We start from the raw sequence: 15,367 nt of genomic DNA, 5'->3' as shown, positions 1-15,367 counted from the left end.
ACCGCCCGGACCCGGACGGGGACCGGGGCCACGGGAGCGCCCGGTGTACGGCCGGTGCGCCCGGACGGGCGCGGGTGCGGACCCTTCGGTACGTTGCGGATATGGGGACCGATGTCGACGCCTTCCTGCGGCGGCTGGCTCAGGCGCTGAGGCCGCGGGCGCATCAGTCGGCCGACGTGCTGCTGCGGGTGCTGCGCGCCGAGCTGCCCGAGATGTGGAAGGACGACGAGCTGTCCCTGGTGGCCCTGGAGGAGACCGCCGGGCACGTCACCGCGTTCCTCGACATGCTGGAGCACGGCCTCGACATCAGCGAGATCGAGACCCCCGCCTCGGCGCCGGAGGTGGCCCGCCGATTCGCCCGGAGGGGCGTACCGGTCAGCACCCTCCTGCGGGCCTACCGCCTCGGGCATGTGAGCCTGCTCCAGATGATCCAGCGCGAGGCCACGCGGCTCACCGGCGACTGGGAGCTGATCAACGCCGCGGGGATGCGGCTGATCGCCACGGGTTTCGAGTACGTCGACCGCGGTTCGGAGCAGGTCGTCGCCGCCTACCAGGAGGAGCGCGACCGGCTGCTGCGGCGGCGGCTCCTGCTCACCAACGAGGCGAGCAGGCGGATCGGCACCACCCTCGACACCGTCCGCACCGCCCGGGAGCTGGCGGAGGTCGGCACGGACGACTTCGCCGACCTGGTGACCGTCGACCTCTTCGAATCCGTCCTCCAGGACGACGGCACTCCCCCGCCGGTGCTGCGGCGGGTCGCGCAGCACCCCGACCCGCAAGGCGGTGGCGAACCCGCCGTCGCCCCGGGCCGGACGCACACCTATCCGGCCGGGTCCGAACCGGCTCACGCGCTGGTCACGGGGCAGCCGCTGCTGCGCCACCGCACGCGACCGGACGCCCCGGAGCACGACGGCGGGCCGTCCGCGCCGGGCGCGCACACGGCGCTGCTGCTGCCCCTGCGGGCGCGCGGGAACACCCTGGGCCTGGCCCAGTTCTTCCGGGACCGCACCGCGGCGCCCTTCGACGAGGAGGACCTCCTGCTGGCGCAGGAGATCGCGGCGCGGGCGGCGGTGTCCATCGACAACGCCCGCCGGTACACCCAGGAGCGTTCCACCGCGCTCGCCCTCCAGCGCAGCCTGCTGCCGCGCCGTCCCGAGGCGCAGTCCGCGGCCGAGACGGCCGCCCGCTACCTGCCCAGCGGGTCCTGCGCGGGGGTGGGCGGCGACTGGTACGACGTGATCCCGCTGTCCGGCGCCCGGGTCGCCCTCGTGGTGGGCGACGTGGTCGGCCGCGGCCTGCATGCCGCCGCCACCATGGGCCGGCTGCGGACCGCCGTCCGCGCCTTCGCGGACATCGATCTGATGCCCGACGAGCTGCTCACCCATCTGGACGATGTGGTCATCCGGCTGCAGCGCGAGGAGTCGGCCGAGGACGGCGAGACCAGCGCCACCTGTCTGTACGCGATCTACGATCCGGTGTCCCGGCTGTGCACGCTGGCCAGCGCCGGGCACGTGCTGCCGGCCGTGGTGACCCCGGTGGCCGGCGGCGCCCCGGCCGGCCGGGCGGTCGACTTCCCGGAGATGCCCATCGGCCCACCGCTGGGCCTGGGCGGGCTGCCCTTCGAGACGGCCCAGTTCGAGCTGCCGGAGGGCACCCTGCTCGCGCTGTTCACCGACGGTCTCCTGGAGAGCCGCATCCGGGACGTGGACACCGCGCGCTCGCTGCTGAGCGACGTCCTGGCCCGGGCGCCGGGGTCGCCGGAGGAGATCTGCGACCGGCTGCTGGCCGCGCTGCTGCCCAGCCGTCCCGCCGACGACGTCGCCCTGCTGGTGGCCAGGACCCGGGCACTCGATCCCGGCCACGTCGCCGTTCTGGACCTCCCGTCCGATCCCGCCGCCGTCTCCGGGGCCCGTGACTTCACCACCCGCCGGCTGACCGCCTGGGGGCTGGAGGAGCTGGCCTTCACCACCGAGCTGATGGTCAGCGAACTGGTGACGAACGCGATCCGCTACGGCAAGGGCCCCGTTCAGCTGCGGCTGATCCTCCAGTCGACGCTGACCTGCGAGGTCTCCGACGCGAGCAGCACCGCCCCGCACCTGCGCCGCGCCCGGGCCTTCGACGAGGGCGGTCGCGGGCTGCTGCTGGTGGCCCAGCTCGCCGAGCACTGGGGTACGCGGCACACCCGGGAGGGCAAGGTCATCTGGGCGGAGCAGCCGCTGCCCGCCGAGGCCGGCGTCCCGGGCTGACGGCCCGTGCCGGGCCGGTGCGCCCGGCCGGCGCTCCCGGGCGCTGCCGAGTGGCGCGATCTCGTCTGTGTCCCCACCGAGCGGCCGCCGCACCCTGTACCGGTCCGGGGGCCCGCGGGGACACTCGCCGTGACGGCACCCCCGGCGCCGACGCGCTCGCCCCGCCGGCCGGCCCGGCCGGCGTGCCGGGGCGGGCGCGTCCGCCTCCCGCACGCGCGTGACACCGCCTTCTCGATCAAAGGGGATGGAATGAGCAGGTACGACTACGTCGTGGTCGGCGCCGGATCCGCGGGCTGTGTCCTCGCGGCCCGGCTGTCGGAGGACCCCGCCGTCCGGGTGGCCCTGATCGAGGCGGGCGGCCCCGACACGGCGCAGGAGATCCATGTCCCGGCCGCCTTCCCGCAGTTGTTCAAATCCGGCCTCGACTGGGACCTCGACTCCGAACCGGAGCCGGGGATCGGCGGGCGCCGCGCGTACCTGCCCCGCGGCAAGGTGTTCGGCGGCTGCAGCTCGATCAACGCCATGATCTACATCAGGGGGAACCGGGCCGACTACGACGGCTGGGCCGCGGCCGGGGCGACCGGCTGGTCGTACGCCGATGTGCTGCCGTACTTCAAGCGTTCCGAGGACAACGAGCGCGGTGAGGACGAACACCACGGCGTGGGCGGGCCGTTGACGGTCAGCGACGGCAGGTCCCGGCATCCGCTCGCGGCGGCCTTCGTGGAAGCCGCCGTGCAGGCCGGGCACAAGACCAACGACGACTTCAACGGCGGGACGCAGTTCGGTGTGGGGAGCTACCAGCTGACGCAGCGCGGCGGCCTGCGCTGCAGCACGGCCGTCGCCTACCTGCACCCCGCCCTGGCACGGCCGAACCTCACCGTGCTCTCCTCCGCCCGCGCCCACCGCGTGGTGCTGGACGGGGGCCGGGCGACGGGGGTGGAGGTGGAACGGGGCGGCGTCGTCGAAGTGGTCCGCGCCGAGCGGGAGGTGATCCTGTCCGCGGGCGCCTACGAGTCCCCGAAGCTGCTGATGCTCTCCGGGATCGGGCCCGCCGCGGCGCTCTCCGCCTTCGGTGTCGAGGTCGTCAGCGACCTGCCGGTCGGCCAGGGGCTCCAGGACCACTACGCGGCGCTGCTCAACTTCCGCACCGGCCGGGAGTCGCTGACCGGAGCGGCGGCCGCGGAGAACGCCGCGCTGCTGGAGAGCGCGGGGCGCGGCCCGCTGACCTCCAACATCGGGGAGACGGGCGGCTTCTTCCGCAGCCGGGACGGACTCGACGCGCCCGACGTGCAGTTCCACGCCGTCCCGGTCCTCTTCCACCAGGAGGGGCTCGGCCCGGTCGCCGAGCACGGCTTCGGCTTCGGTCCGTGCGTGCTCGCCCCGACCAGCCGCGGCGCGGTCACCCTGCGCTCCCCGCGCCCGGACGCCGCCCCGCGCATCGTGCACAACTACCTGATGACGGCCGAGGACCGGGAGTGTGCCGTCGCCGGTGTACGGATCGCCCTGGAGATCGCCGCACAGCGGGCGGTGTCCGATGTCGTCACCGGGCCGTACGACGTGCCCGCCGCGGACTCCGACGCGGAGCTGCTCGCCTGGGTGCGGCGGTCCGGGCAGACGCTGTACCACCCGACGTCGACCTGTGCGATCGGCGCGGTGGTCGACCCCGAGCTGCGGGTGTTCGGTGTGGCGGGGCTGCGGGTCGCGGACGCCTCGGTCTTTCCCACGGTGCCGCGCGGGAACACCAACGCCCCCACGATCATGGTCGCGGAGAAGGCGGCCGACCTGGTGAAGGGGGCCACGGGGTGAGAGGAAACCGCGCGGTGAGAGGAGCCGCGCGGTGAGCGGAGCCGGTGCCGGGCCGGTGTTCCCCGGCACCGGCGGCCGGACGACGAGTACGGCCGGCCACGGCGGAGGGCGCGCCGCGCAGGCGCGGGGGCGGCGCCGCGGGTGTCAGGGGGTCCCGGGACCCCCGGGCGCCGTCCCGGAACCGGAGGTCGGCACGGCCCGCGCTCCGGCCGGAGCCATGATGTGGAACAGTCCCGTCCAGCGGTCGTCGTGCAGACAGGCGTTCAGCGGCTCGACCAGGGCCGTGTGAGCGGGGTCGGTGCGCCACCGCCCGACGGCCTCGGCGCTCTCCCACTCGCTGGTGAGCAGCCACTGGGCGGGATCGTCGAGGGAGCGGCACAGCTGCTCGCCGAGGTGGCCGGGGAAGCCGCGGGCCCGTTCGGAGACGCCCTGGTAGGCGGCCACGAAGTCCGCTTCCCGCCCGTCCCGCACCCGGAGCAGCCGGACCACCCGTACGGGGGCCGTCATGACGGGTCGAGGACGACCGGGAGCTCGGCGACGCCCCGGAAGGCGGGGAACGGCACGGTCAGCCAGGGCACGTCCTCGGGCGCCGAGGCCAGCGTGACGCGGGGGAACCGGCCGAAGAGCGTGGTGAGGGCGAGGTGCATCTCCAGGCGGGCGAGCGGCGCGCCGATGCAGTAGTGCGGGCCGAAGCCGAAGGCGAGGTGGTCCGCCTGGGCGTTGGGGCGCTCGACGTCCATCCGGTCCGGGTCCTCGAACACCTCGGGGTCGCGGTTGGCCCCGGCGATCGACACCTGGACCAGTGAGCCCTTGGGGATCAGCGTGTCGCGGATGACGACGTCCTCCTTGGCGTAGCGGAAGGTGCCGTTCTCCACGGAGGTCTCGAACCGGAAGATCTCCTCGACCGCCGCGGCCATCGACTGCTCGTCGCGCAGGGCCAGCCGCTTCTGCTCGGGCTGGGTGAGCAGGTGGAAGAGGGCGTTGCCGAGCTGGTACGCCGTCGACTTGTGGCCCGCGAAGAGCAGCACCCACGCCGTGGAGACCAGTTCGTGGTCGGTGAGGGCGCCCTCCTGGTCGTGGGCCTCGACCAGGGCGCTCAGCAGGCCGTCGTCCGGCTCCCGCCGCTTGCGGGCGATCAGGTCCACCAGGTAGTCGCGCAGATTGCCCTCGGCCACCTCGAGCCTGGCGCGCGCCTCGGGCCCGAACCCGGTCTGCGCCACGGTCGCGGACCACTCCTGGGCCTGCTTGCGCTCGTTCTGCGGGACGCCCAGCAGTTCGCAGATGACGTGCAGCGGCAGCGGGAAGCAGAACTCGGGGAGCAGGTTGACGGGCCGGGAGGCCGGGCAGGCGTCCAGCAGGTCCTCGGTGATCTGCTGGACGCGCGGGCGCAGCGACTGCACCCGCTTGGGCGTGAAGGTGTTGCCGACGATCCTGCGCAGCCGGGTGTGCTTCGGCGGGTCGGAGAAGAGCATGTTGTCGTCCAGCGCGATGGACGAGTCGCCGAAGATGCGGTGATAGGCGTCGATGGCGCCGTACATGTCCTTGCTCAGCCGCGGGTCGGCCAGCGCGGCGCGGGCGTCGTCGTGCCGCGTGATGAGGTAGGTCTCGACGCCGTGCGGCGGCGACATCGGGCACACCGGCGCGGTCTCCCTGAGCCGGGCGTAGACGGGATGCGGGTTGGCGCGGAACTCCCGGCTGCAGGAGGCGGCCGCCGCCGCGGCCTCCTCGGATGACATTTCCTCGGATGCGAACGCTTGCGTCATTGACTGCTCCCGGGTGTCGCGGGGTGGGCTCCGTCGAGTGCCACGTTTTCCCGCGGCGCGCGTCCCGGCAAACGCGGCTGGTCCATCCGGGTCGGGTCGCCGGAAATGCGTGTGGAATTTCCCCGTTGACCCGGCCGGCCCAGTCAGGGGCGTGCCCGATCGCACGCGCAAGTACCGCTTGATAAACACGGATTGACACACATGAACAGGCAGGTGCCCGAATTCCCCGGACCCGGGCACCGCCGGATGGGCAGGAATCTCAGTGAGCGGACGCGCAGTCGAATCTGCACCAGTACTCATCGTAGGCGGATCGCTGGTGGGTCTTTCCACCTCCGTGTTCCTCGGCCGCCTCGGCATCGAGCACATGCTCGTGGAGCGGCACGCCGCGACGTCGACGCACCCGAGGGGCCGCGGGAACAACGTCCGCACCATGGAGCTCTTCCGTACCGCCGGGCTGGAGGCCCGCATCCGGGCCGCCGCCTCCACCCTCGCCGGGAACGACGGCGTCCTCCAGGTCGACACCCTCACCGGCAGCCAGCGCCGCTGGATCATCCGGGACATCTCCGGAGGCATGGACGTGTCCCGGGTCAGTTCCTCGGACTGGTGCCTGTGCAGCCAGAACGACCTGGAGCCGGTGCTGCTGGAGCAGGCCCGCCGCGAGGGGGACATCCGCTTCAACACCGAACTGGTCTCCTTCGAGGAGGACGAGCGGGGAATCCGGGCGCTGATCCAGAACCGGGAGACCGGCGAGACCTCCACCGTGGCGGCGGACTACCTGGTGGCCGCGGACGGCCCGAGAAGTCCGGTGCGCAATCGGCTGGGAATCGCCCAGTCGGGCCCCGGTGAGCTGTTCCACAATGTCAGCGTCACCTTCCGCAGCCGGCGGCTGAAGGATTACACGGGCGGCGAGCGGTTCGTCGTCTGCTACATCACCGACCCGCGGGGCGAGGGAGCGCTGCTCCCGGTGGACAACGAGGAACGGTGGGTCATTCACGTTCCCTGGTTCCCGGAGCGCGGGGAAACCCTCGAGGATTTCACCGAGGAACGCTGCGCGAACCACGTCCGGGCCGCCGCCGGCGTGCCCGATCTCGATGTCGAGATCACCGGAAAGGCACCCTGGCACGCGTCGAAACGCGTCGCCGACAGCTACGGCCGGGGCCGGGTGTTCCTGGCCGGTGACGCGGCCCACGAAATGCCGCCCACCGGCGCGTTCGGCTCCAACACGGGAATCCAGGACGCCCACAACCTCGCCTGGAAGCTGGCCGCGGTGCTGCGCGGCTGGGCCGAGCCGTCGCTGCTGGACAGCTACGAGCGGGAGCGGCGGCCCGTCGCCCTCACCACCAGCACCCGGGCGTCCGCGCAGGCGGTGGAGGAGGAGCACCCGGGTTTCAGCTCCGCGGCGACCCGCAACAACGACCCGGAGGACCTGATGACCGTGGCACTGTGCTACCGGTACGCCTCCGACGCGGTGCTGGGCGCCTCCCCCGACCTTCCGGTGGTCCCCGAGACCTTCCAGCTCGGCGGCGACCCGGGCACCCGTGCCCCGCACATGTGGGTCACCAGGGACGGGGCACGTATCTCCACGCTGGACCTGTACGAGCGGTCGTTCGTGCTCCTCTCCGGGGCCCAGGGCCACGCCTGGCGCGCCGCCGCCGCGCAGGCCGCCGCGAACCTCGGCCTGCCCGTGGAGTGCCACCTGGTCGGCGACGGCCCCGAGTGCGACCTGGTCCCCGAGCCGGACACCGACTGGGCGAAGCTGCACGGCACGGCCGAGGACGGAGCCGTCCTGGTCCGCCCGGACGGCTTCGTCGCCTGGCGGGCGCACGCCGAACTGCCGCACGCCGATCGGATGCTGACGACCGCGCTGCAGACGGTCCTCGGCCGTCTGTGAACCCCCACCGCCGAGGAGGACAGGGCAGATGAGCACAGCACGAGACGACACCCCCGCCGCGGGCCGGATCGACGTCCACCACCACTTCACCGCGCCCGCCTGGCTGGACTGGGCGGAGGAACGCGGCATCGCCGACCGCGAGAAGCTGCCCTGGTGGACGCGCTGGGACCTGGACACCGCCCTGGAGGTGATGGACAAGGCGGGCATCGGCACCGCCGTCATGACGGTGGCGATGCTCGGCCGGCTCCGCGAGCGCGCGGAGCGCCAGGAGAGCGCGCGGGTGGCCCTGCGGGCGGCGGCCGAGGTCGTCGAACGCCACCCCGCGCGCTTCCGGTTCTTCACCCCGGTGTTCCTGGACGACCTGGAACTGTCCTCGTGGAGCCTCGCGTACGGCCTCGACGAGCTGGGCGCCGTCGGCGTGAGCACCCGGACGAGCATGGACGGCGTCTACCTCGGCGACCCGTCGCACGACCGGCTGCTGAGGGAACTGGACGAGCGGCACGCCGTCGTCAGCACCCACCCGATGGAGGTGCCGGCGGGCAAGCCGGGGAGCGGGAGCGCGGGGCTGCCCGGCATGCCGCCGTTCGTCTGCGACTTCCTGGTGGACACCACGCGGGCCGCGATCAACCTCATCAGGAACGGCACCCTCGACCGCTACCCGAACCTCACCTTCGTCCTCCCGCACGGCGGAGGATTCCTGCCCTACGTCGCCGACCGGCTCGACCTCTTCGGCGGGCACCTCACGCCGCCGATCGAGCCGGGCCGGGTGCGTGACTACCTGCACCGCTTCTACTACGACACGGCGGGGCCCATGTCCCCGTCGGCCACGCCCACCCTGCTGGCCGCGGTGGACCCGGGCCGCATTCTGTTCGGCACGGACTGGCCGCCCACCCCGGGCCATGTCGTCGCCGGCGTCACCGCGCCCGCGCTGGACGCCGACCCGGCGCTCTCCGACGACCAGCTCCGGGCGATCAACCGGGACAACGCGCTGCGGCTCCTCCCGGCGCTCGCCCGCTGACCCGCTCCGCGCCCACGAGGAAGAAGCGAAGAAGAAGGGCCGCTGTCTCCGCCTCCTCGGCGGTGGGGACAGCGGCCCTTCCTCGTTCGCTCACCCGGTGGCGTCCCGCTCCCAGCGGTAGAAGCACTGCGCCATCGCGTCCTTCGGACCGCGCCAGGTCTGCGGGTCGTAGGGGCTGACGAAGGGCTCCAGCCGCTTGCTGATGTCGCGGAAGTCGGGGTGGTCGGCCACCCGCGCGATGGCGGGCGCCGGGTCCTGCTCGGCCTCGATGAGATGCATGTAGACGTCGCCGAACTGGAACAGCGAACGCCGGGACACCCCGATGAGGTGCGGGAGTTCGCCGCGGTCGGAGGCGGCGAAGACCTCCGCGATGTCCGGCGCCGAACCGGGCGCCATCCGGGCGACGATCAGGGTGTGGTGCATGGGTTTCCTTCCGTGGCCGCGCCGCTCAGGCCGGCGAGACGGGTGCGGTCCGCCGCTCGCCGGCGGCCTGCTCGATGCGGTCGCGGATGAGGGCCATCTGCACCGGGGAGTTGCGGTTGATGATGCCGGTCATCCCGGCGTCGTCGACCGGGGCGTCGGGCTTCATCGCGAAGTCCTGCGTCCAGCGCATCCGAGTGCCCTCCGGGGTCTCCTCGTACTCCCAGAGGATGTTCATGTACTCGAACGGTCCGGGTTCGATCCGGCGGGCGCGGACGACGAGCTTCTCGCGGTCGGTGACCCGCTCCGACACCCAGCTCCACACCTTGCCGTTCTCGTCGGGGTGCATGGTCAGCCGGAAGGTGACCGTGTCGCCGTCCCGGGACAGCACCTCGCAGGCCGCGTACTCGCTGAACAGCTGCGGCCAGCGCTCGAGGTCGTTCGTCATGTCCCAGACGAGGTCGAGGGGCGCTGCGATGGTGATCTCGTTCTCGGTGTGCCCGGCCATGTCAGCCTCCCGTCGTGAGCGCGCCGTTGACCAGGTCGAGGAAGTCGCGCGGCGTCTTGCAGCGCTCCGCGTCGGTGGGCAGGGCACGGCCGTGCCGGTTCTCCAGTTCGCCGACGATGCCGAGGAGGCCCAGGGAGTCGACTCCGAACTCGGCGAACGGGGTGTCCACCCGGGAGGCGAGGTCCTGCGCGTCGACGGTGACGCCGGCGGCCTTCTTCATCAGGGCGGACAGTTCCTGGACGGTCAGTTCCGTGTTGCTCATGCGTGTTCTCCTTGTCGTAGTACCAACGCCGCGTTGGACCCCATGAGGCCCCGGCTGAGGATCAGGGCCGTCCGCAGTTCGGCCGGGCGCGCCGCGGCGGTCACCAGGTCGATGTCGTGGCAGATGTCGAGGACGCCCGGCGTCGGCGGCACCTGCCCGTGCTCCATGGCCAGCACCGCGGCGGCGATGTCCAGCACGGGCCCGCCGCAGTAGGCGCGCCCGAAGCCGGCCTTGGGCGCCGTGACGGGCACCCGGGTGCCGTGCCGGCCCAGGGCGTCGGCGAGGGCCAGCGCCTCGGCCCGGTCCGCCTCCGGTGTGCCGAGCGCGTCGGCGAACACCACGTCGATCTCCTCGGGTGCGCAGCCGGCCTCGTCGAGGGCTCCCCGGATGGCCCGGGCGAGTCCCTCCCGGGAGCGGTCCCAGCGCGAGGCGCCGGTGAAGGTGGCGGCGTGTCCCGCCACGGTGGCGCGGACCGCCGCGCCACGGCGGCGGGCCCGGTCCGCGTCCTCCACGACCAGCACGGCTCCGCCCTCGGCGGGTACGAAACCGCGGGCGCCGGAGGTGAAGGGGCGGTAGGCGACCGCCGGGTCCTCGGCGGTGCTGAGGTCCGGGTAGCCGAGCTGGCAGACCATCGAGTACGGGGCGAGCGGCGCCTCGGCCGCCCCGACCACCACCACGTCGGTCCCCCGCCGCACGGTCCGGCCGGCGTGCGCGACGGCGTCCAGGCCGCCCGCCTCGTCGCTGGCGACCACCCCGCAGGGGCCCTTGAAGCCGCCGCGGATGGAGATCTGGCCGGTGCTGGCCGCGTAGAACCAGGCGATGGACTGGTAGGGGCCCACGTAGCGGGAGCCCTGTCCCCACAGTTTCTGCAGCTCGCGCTGGCCGAACTCGCCGCCTCCGGAGCCGGCCGCGGTGACCACGCCGACGGAGTACGGCGATTCGGCCGCCGTGCCGCTCAGCCCGGCGTCCTCCAGGGCGGCGCCGGCGGCGGCCATCGCGAAGTGACTGAACCGGTCCGTCTGGACCAGGAAGGTCTCCTCGATGAGCGACGAGGGGTCGAACCCCCGGACCTCGCCGGCGACACGCAGCGGGAGGTGCCCGCAGCCGTCCCGGGTGATCCGGTCCAGGACGCTCACGCCCTCCCGGACGGACTTCCAGTACGCGTCCGTCCGCAGCCCGTTGGGCGCGACCACCCCGATGCCGGTGACCGCGGTGCGCCCGCTGCGCTCAGCACTCATCGTGTCCTCCCGCCCGTGCCCGTCAGCAGCACCGCGGACTGGAACCCGCCGAAACCGCTGCCCACCGAAAGCACGTTGTCGAGCTTGCGGGGGCGTGCGGTGCGTGGGACGTAGTCCAGGTCGCACTCGGGGTCCGGGGTCTCGTAGTTCGCCGTCGGCGGCACCACCTGGTGGGCCATGGCCAGCACACAGGCGACGACCTCGATGGCGCCGATCGCGCCCAGCGAGTGACCCACCATGGACTTGATCGAACTCATCGGCGTGCCGTAGGCGTGGGCGCCCAGGGAACGCTTGACCGCGGCGGTCTCGTGCCGGTCGTTCTGGCGGGTGCCCGAGCCGTGCGCGTTGACGTAGTCGATCTCCGTGGGGTCCACCCGGGCCTGGTCGAGCGCGGAGTCGATGGCCCGGGCCATCTCCAGGCCCTCACTGGTGAGCCCGGTCATGTGGTAGGCGTTGCCGAAGGTGGCGTAGCCGCCTATCTCGCAGTAGACGCGCGCGCCGCGTGCCCGGGCGTGTTCCAGCTCCTCCAGGACGAGGACGGCGGCGCCCTCCCCCATCACGAAGCCGTCGCGGTGGGCGTCGAAGGGCCGGGAGGCGTGCGCCGGGTCGTCGTTGTTCGGCGACGTCGCCTTGATGGCGTCGAAGCACGCCATGGTGATCGGGGAGATCGGCGAGTCCGACGCCCCGGCGACGCAGATGTCGGCCCGGCCGTCCTGGATGGTGTGGAAGGCGTAGCCCACCGCGTCGAGTCCCGAGGTGCAGCCCGTGGAGACGGTCTGCACCGGGCCCTGCGCGCCGAATCTCTCCGCGACGACGGAGGCCAGGGTGCTGGGCGAGAACGCCAGGTGCAGCTGCGGCTCGGCGGCACGGTGATCGACGTCCCAGCGCTTCCCGCCGCCGCTGACCAGGACGTAGTCGTGCTCCAGGCGGGTCGTGCCGCCGACCGCGCTGCCGAGGGAGACGGCGACGCGCCACGGGTCCTCGGCGGCGAGGTCGATGCCGCAGTCGGACACGGCCTCGTCGGCGGCGGCCAGGGCGAACTGGATGTAGCGGTCGGCGCGTTCGGTCACCTCGGGCCCGAGCCCGTGGGCGAGCGGGTCGAAGTCGCACTCGGCCGCGATCCGCGAACGCAGGCCCTCGGGGTCGAACAGGGTGATGCCGCGGGTGGCCGTGCGGCCGTCGGAGAGGAGGTCCCAGAACGCCGGTACGCCGATCCCGCCGGGGGCCACGACACCGATGCCGGTGACCGCCACCCGCCGCGGGGTCACGATGGCGCCCCGTGTCGTACGGGCTGCGCGCCCGCCTCCTGGACGAGCGGGTGCGGCGCGAGCTGGTCGGCCTGCTCCAGGACCTCCGTGTCGACGTGGCCGAGGCGCGGCTCGGGCGCCAGCGGACCCAGGTGGAACACCATCCGGGCCTCGGTGTCGCCGACGTTGCGGAAACGGTGCCGCATGTTGATGGGGATCATCAGGCCCTGCTCACCCCGCAGGGAGCGGGTCTCGCCGTCCAGGTCGACCTCGAGATCGCCCTGGACGACGTAGATGAACTCCTCCGAGTACGGGTGGTAGTGCTCGCTGATGCGCTCGCCCGGCTGCATGATGGCCAGGCCCATGAAACCGCTGGTGGACCCCACGGTGACCGGGGTGAGCAGGGTGCGCAGGTCGCCGCCGCGCCTGCGGTTGGGCTCGGTCTCGCTCAGGTCCACGATGCGTGGGCGCGTTGTGTCCATGTGCCGTCTCCAGGTAGATGAGGCAGGGGAAGTGATGATCCGCGCGCTGTCAGGACTGCGCAGCCGTGCGGTCGGTGATCAGCGTCATGCCGGCGTGCGCCAGCAGGCGCGTCGCGTCCCGTTCACCGGTGACCGGGGCGTCCATACCGAGCGCGCCGCCGTCGAGCAGGCGGGCCAGCATGGCGGCCTTCCGCGGGCCGTGGATGCCGAGGACCTTGAACGGCTCGGTCTCGGGATCGCCCGACACGTCGATGAGCCGGACGACGATGTCGTCCCGCTGGAAGACGGTGCTGCGGTGCACCGGGCTCCCGGGGTCGTCCGCCGCGGTCTCGTCCTCCTGGGAGAGCATCCGGGCGAGGGCCGTCCCGCAGTCGTGGCGGGCCGGGTAGAACAGCGCGAGCCGCCGCAGGCCGGCCGGTTCCGCTCCGCCGCGCGAGACGTGGTGCACGGGGGGCATGGCCGCGCGGGTGAAGAAGGCGCGCGCGGACTCGGGATCGGTCAGGTCCCGGTCCTGTTCCAGGTAGGGGTTGATGGCCTCCTCGACGGCCCGCACCTCGGGCTGCCGTGAGACGTGCCGCAGCGCGGCCATCAGGTCGCCCTCGACCTCGACGGTGCGCACGACCCGGTTGCCGTGCATGAACAGCGTGGTGCGCAGCAGCCGCGTGGAGTCGTCGACGCGGGCCTTCGGCGGCGCGTACCCGGCCAGGACCTCGGCGACCTTGGACTCCGAGCCCGGCTTGACGGTGAAGGTCAGCGCGTGGCGCGTCACCCCGTCGCCGACCCGGACGGGGCCGTGCGCTCCGGCGGCGCGGGCCGCGGCCTGCTGCGGACCGCCCGTCTCACGGACGATGGTGTAGCGCTGCGACCGCAGGTCACGGACGCAGCTCTGCATGGGCTTGACCGTCTCCAGGTGGTGCTCACTGCTCACCCAGGCGAGGTAGGGCGGGGCGGCGGCCCACTCGCTGGTGATGACCCACTGGGACGGGTTGTCGACGGACTGGCAGAGCTGGTCGCCGATGTGTCCGGAGACCTCCACCATGCGCGTGCGCATGTGCTCGTACGCGTCGAGGAACTGCGACTGAGCGCCTTCGTGGAGGTCGACGAACAGTATGACTCGCAGCCTGGAGCCGTCGAACGCCGACTGGGACACGCGCTTCGATGTGCTCATCCAGCAGGCCCTTCCCTTCGCGAGAGCAAGTGGAGGCCGTCGTGCCCGGCAGCTCGCACGGCCGTCGGCCTTGAGCCTTCATCGTGGGTCGGTGCTGCCGACCGCGCGAGCCACGCGTGCCAATTGAGGGAACTGGTGAACGCCCGTGGGCCGGCCGCCCGGCCCCGCTCACCGGGACGATGCCGCCCCTGACGCCTCGTCGGACGCGCTCGGCCCGGTGCGCGGCCGGCGGCGCCGCCGGGCGGCCCGGCCCGGCGGCGGGGGCGACGCCCCGCCCGGCGGCCATGTCCGGCCCTGCCTCGCGGCCGGGAGCGGTCCTCTCGTGTTCTCGCCGGCGAACGCTTATTTCCGGCCGGGCCGGGCACGCGGTGCGCTGTACGACCCGAGCCGAGCCAACCGAGGACGGTGGGCGATGACCGAGTACGAACGTTCCCGCACCATGCCGGCCCAGCCCGAGCAGATCTTCGACCAGGCCGCCGATGTCGGCCGGCTGGACTCCTGGCTGCCCTCCGCGGTGCACGTGGAGCCGGTCCGGCTGCCCGCGGTGACCGTGCACGAGGACCGCACCGACGAGGACACCGCCGCGCTGCTGCGCGCGCAGCCCGACCAGATGCGGCTGGAGTGGGGCACCCGCGACCAGGGCAGCTACGCGGGCTGGCTCCAGGTCGCGGGGATCGGCAGCGGGGCCAGCGAAGTCACGGTGCACCTGTCGTTCTTCGACGAGGGCCACGACCCGGGCGAGCAGGCCGTGCGCGACGCCCTCGACGGCAGCCTGCGGCGCCTGGAGGAGCAGGTGCGGCTGCGCGTCGACGGCTCGGCCGGCTGAGCGGGGGCGCGGTCGTGATGGCCCGTGTCCCGCGGTACAACGTGGCCGCCTCCGGCCAGTGGACGGACGAGGAGGAGGGCCGCCGCAGACTTCCGGCCGGGGAGGTCCACGCCTGGGAGCCCGGCCGCAACGAGACGGTCTGCGGGCTGTCGCTCAGCCGGTCCCGGCTGGCCCGCTTCCCCCATGTCGCCTGGCAGGACGTCTTCCCCGAGTCGGGCGGCGCGGCGGACCGGGTGCGGCGCGTGTGCCCGCGCTGCGCCTCCGCGGCCGGCCGCCGCGGCCCCGACGCCCGCCCCCGCTGGCGCCGGGTCGACCCCCGGCCCTGAGCGGCCGGGCCCGGGAACGCCGGGCACGCACGACACGGCACCGGCCCCCGGTCGCACACCGGCGCCCCTCCCCCTGCCACGGCGGACCGCCCTCTGGTCCCCGCCTCGGGGAGCCGGCCGTGGTCCGGCCCCGCCTGCGCGCAGCGGGACACACCGGCGCATGCCG

At 73.3% G+C, this 15,367-nt stretch carries 15 protein-coding genes; 6 read left to right on the top strand and 9 right to left on the bottom strand.

Annotation, left to right across the window (positions count from 1 at the left end; translation table 11 throughout):
* Window positions 1-101 precede the first annotated feature (101 nt).
* Window positions 102-2,246, top strand: a complete 2,145-nt coding sequence (locus SGLAU_RS28500; RefSeq protein WP_043505405.1) for a SpoIIE family protein phosphatase — start codon at window positions 102-104, stop codon at window positions 2,244-2,246.
* 249 nt (window positions 2,247-2,495) lie between these two features.
* Window positions 2,496-4,052 (top strand): GMC family oxidoreductase, encoded by a 1,557-nt coding sequence (locus SGLAU_RS28495; protein WP_043505404.1) that lies wholly within the window; start codon window positions 2,496-2,498, stop codon window positions 4,050-4,052.
* Window positions 4,053-4,196: 144 nt separating this feature from the next.
* On the opposite strand, the gene SGLAU_RS28490 is transcribed toward SGLAU_RS28495, so the two are convergent.
* Both SGLAU_RS28490 and SGLAU_RS28485 read right to left on the bottom strand, forming a co-directional pair.
* Complete coding sequence (locus tag SGLAU_RS28490) at window positions 4,197-4,559, bottom strand: antibiotic biosynthesis monooxygenase family protein (RefSeq protein ID WP_078957937.1); 363 nt, start codon at window positions 4,557-4,559, stop codon at window positions 4,197-4,199.
* The gene (locus SGLAU_RS28485) at window positions 4,556-5,815 is read right to left on the bottom strand and encodes a cytochrome P450 family protein (protein WP_052413930.1); all 1,260 of its coding nucleotides are present in this window, start codon (window positions 5,813-5,815) and stop codon (window positions 4,556-4,558) included. The genes SGLAU_RS28490 and SGLAU_RS28485 overlap by 4 nt, the downstream gene beginning before the upstream one ends.
* 262 nt (window positions 5,816-6,077) lie before the next feature.
* Here SGLAU_RS28485 and SGLAU_RS28480 point away from each other — a divergent pair, with 262 nt between their 5' ends.
* The gene (locus SGLAU_RS28480; protein ID WP_043505402.1) at window positions 6,078-7,706 is read left to right on the top strand and encodes an FAD-dependent oxidoreductase; all 1,629 of its coding nucleotides are present in this window, start codon (window positions 6,078-6,080) and stop codon (window positions 7,704-7,706) included.
* A gap of 28 nt (window positions 7,707-7,734) precedes the next feature.
* Window positions 7,735-8,724, top strand: coding sequence for an amidohydrolase family protein (locus tag SGLAU_RS28475; protein WP_043505401.1), 990 nt, complete (start codon window positions 7,735-7,737; stop codon window positions 8,722-8,724).
* Window positions 8,725-8,814: 90 nt separating this feature from the next.
* Here the strand turns inward: SGLAU_RS28475 and SGLAU_RS28470 are convergent, their stop codons facing one another.
* The 7 genes from SGLAU_RS28470 to SGLAU_RS28440 are packed head-to-tail and all read right to left on the bottom strand — an operon-like array spanning window position 8,815 to window position 14,049.
* A complete protein-coding gene (locus SGLAU_RS28470) occupies window positions 8,815-9,147 on the bottom strand; it encodes a TcmI family type II polyketide cyclase (RefSeq protein ID WP_043505400.1) in 333 nt (110 codons plus the stop codon).
* 25 nt (window positions 9,148-9,172) lie between these two features.
* Window positions 9,173-9,652, bottom strand: coding sequence for an SRPBCC family protein (locus SGLAU_RS28465; protein ID WP_043505399.1), 480 nt, complete (start codon window positions 9,650-9,652; stop codon window positions 9,173-9,175).
* A 1-nt stretch (window position 9,653) separates the two neighbouring features.
* Window positions 9,654-9,914, bottom strand: a complete 261-nt coding sequence (locus tag SGLAU_RS28460; RefSeq protein ID WP_043505398.1) for an acyl carrier protein — start codon at window positions 9,912-9,914, stop codon at window positions 9,654-9,656.
* Window positions 9,911-11,152, bottom strand: a complete 1,242-nt coding sequence (locus SGLAU_RS28455) for a ketosynthase chain-length factor (protein WP_043505397.1) — start codon at window positions 11,150-11,152, stop codon at window positions 9,911-9,913. Before SGLAU_RS28455 ends, SGLAU_RS28460 begins: the two co-directional genes overlap by 4 nt.
* Complete coding sequence (locus SGLAU_RS28450; protein WP_043505396.1) at window positions 11,149-12,420, bottom strand: beta-ketoacyl-[acyl-carrier-protein] synthase family protein; 1,272 nt, start codon at window positions 12,418-12,420, stop codon at window positions 11,149-11,151. Before SGLAU_RS28450 ends, SGLAU_RS28455 begins: the two co-directional genes overlap by 4 nt.
* Window positions 12,417-12,881, bottom strand: coding sequence for a cupin domain-containing protein (locus SGLAU_RS28445; RefSeq protein WP_043505394.1), 465 nt, complete (start codon window positions 12,879-12,881; stop codon window positions 12,417-12,419). Before SGLAU_RS28445 ends, SGLAU_RS28450 begins: the two co-directional genes overlap by 4 nt.
* A gap of 49 nt (window positions 12,882-12,930) precedes the next feature.
* Complete coding sequence (locus SGLAU_RS28440; RefSeq protein ID WP_043505393.1) at window positions 12,931-14,049, bottom strand: SchA/CurD-like domain-containing protein; 1,119 nt, start codon at window positions 14,047-14,049, stop codon at window positions 12,931-12,933.
* Window positions 14,050-14,461: 412 nt separating this feature from the next.
* On the opposite strand from SGLAU_RS28440, the gene SGLAU_RS28435 reads away from it, so the two are divergent.
* Together SGLAU_RS28435 and SGLAU_RS28430 are read left to right on the top strand one after the other, a co-directional pair.
* A complete protein-coding gene (locus SGLAU_RS28435; RefSeq protein ID WP_043505392.1) occupies window positions 14,462-14,875 on the top strand; it encodes an SRPBCC family protein in 414 nt (137 codons plus the stop codon).
* Between the two features lie 17 nt (window positions 14,876-14,892).
* Window positions 14,893-15,201: a hypothetical protein gene (locus tag SGLAU_RS28430; protein ID WP_043505391.1), complete on the top strand. Its 309-nt coding sequence runs from the start codon at window positions 14,893-14,895 to the stop codon at window positions 15,199-15,201.
* Window positions 15,202-15,367: the final 166 nt, after the last annotated feature.

This window comes from Streptomyces glaucescens (genome assembly GCF_000761215.1).
Lineage (GTDB): Bacteria > Actinomycetota > Actinomycetes > Streptomycetales > Streptomycetaceae > Streptomyces > Streptomyces glaucescens_B.
This window is presented reverse-complemented; position numbering and strand designations above follow the sequence as displayed.

Bases quoted from the DNA above. Each gene is read 5' to 3' on its own strand.
- SGLAU_RS28445 (WP_043505394.1), bottom strand. From the start codon at position 12,881: ATGGACACAACGCGCCCACGCATCGTGGACCTGAGCGAGACCGAGCCC.
- SGLAU_RS28495 (WP_043505404.1), top strand. From the start codon at position 2,496: ATGAGCAGGTACGACTACGTCGTGGTCGGCGCCGGATCCGCGGGCTGT.
- SGLAU_RS28435 (WP_043505392.1), top strand. From the start codon at position 14,462: ATGACCGAGTACGAACGTTCCCGCACCATGCCGGCCCAGCCCGAGCAG.
- SGLAU_RS28440 (WP_043505393.1), bottom strand. From the start codon at position 14,049: ATGAGCACATCGAAGCGCGTGTCCCAGTCGGCGTTCGACGGCTCCAGG.
- SGLAU_RS28500 (WP_043505405.1), top strand. From the start codon at position 102: ATGGGGACCGATGTCGACGCCTTCCTGCGGCGGCTGGCTCAGGCGCTG.
- SGLAU_RS28475 (WP_043505401.1), top strand. From the start codon at position 7,735: ATGAGCACAGCACGAGACGACACCCCCGCCGCGGGCCGGATCGACGTC.
- SGLAU_RS28470 (WP_043505400.1), bottom strand. From the start codon at position 9,147: ATGCACCACACCCTGATCGTCGCCCGGATGGCGCCCGGTTCGGCGCCG.
- SGLAU_RS28490 (WP_078957937.1), bottom strand. From the start codon at position 4,559: ATGACGGCCCCCGTACGGGTGGTCCGGCTGCTCCGGGTGCGGGACGGG.
- SGLAU_RS28465 (WP_043505399.1), bottom strand. From the start codon at position 9,652: ATGGCCGGGCACACCGAGAACGAGATCACCATCGCAGCGCCCCTCGAC.
- SGLAU_RS28455 (WP_043505397.1), bottom strand. From the start codon at position 11,152: ATGAGTGCTGAGCGCAGCGGGCGCACCGCGGTCACCGGCATCGGGGTG.
- SGLAU_RS28430 (WP_043505391.1), top strand. From the start codon at position 14,893: ATGGCCCGTGTCCCGCGGTACAACGTGGCCGCCTCCGGCCAGTGGACG.
- SGLAU_RS28485 (WP_052413930.1), bottom strand. From the start codon at position 5,815: ATGACGCAAGCGTTCGCATCCGAGGAAATGTCATCCGAGGAGGCCGCG.
- SGLAU_RS28460 (WP_043505398.1), bottom strand. From the start codon at position 9,914: ATGAGCAACACGGAACTGACCGTCCAGGAACTGTCCGCCCTGATGAAG.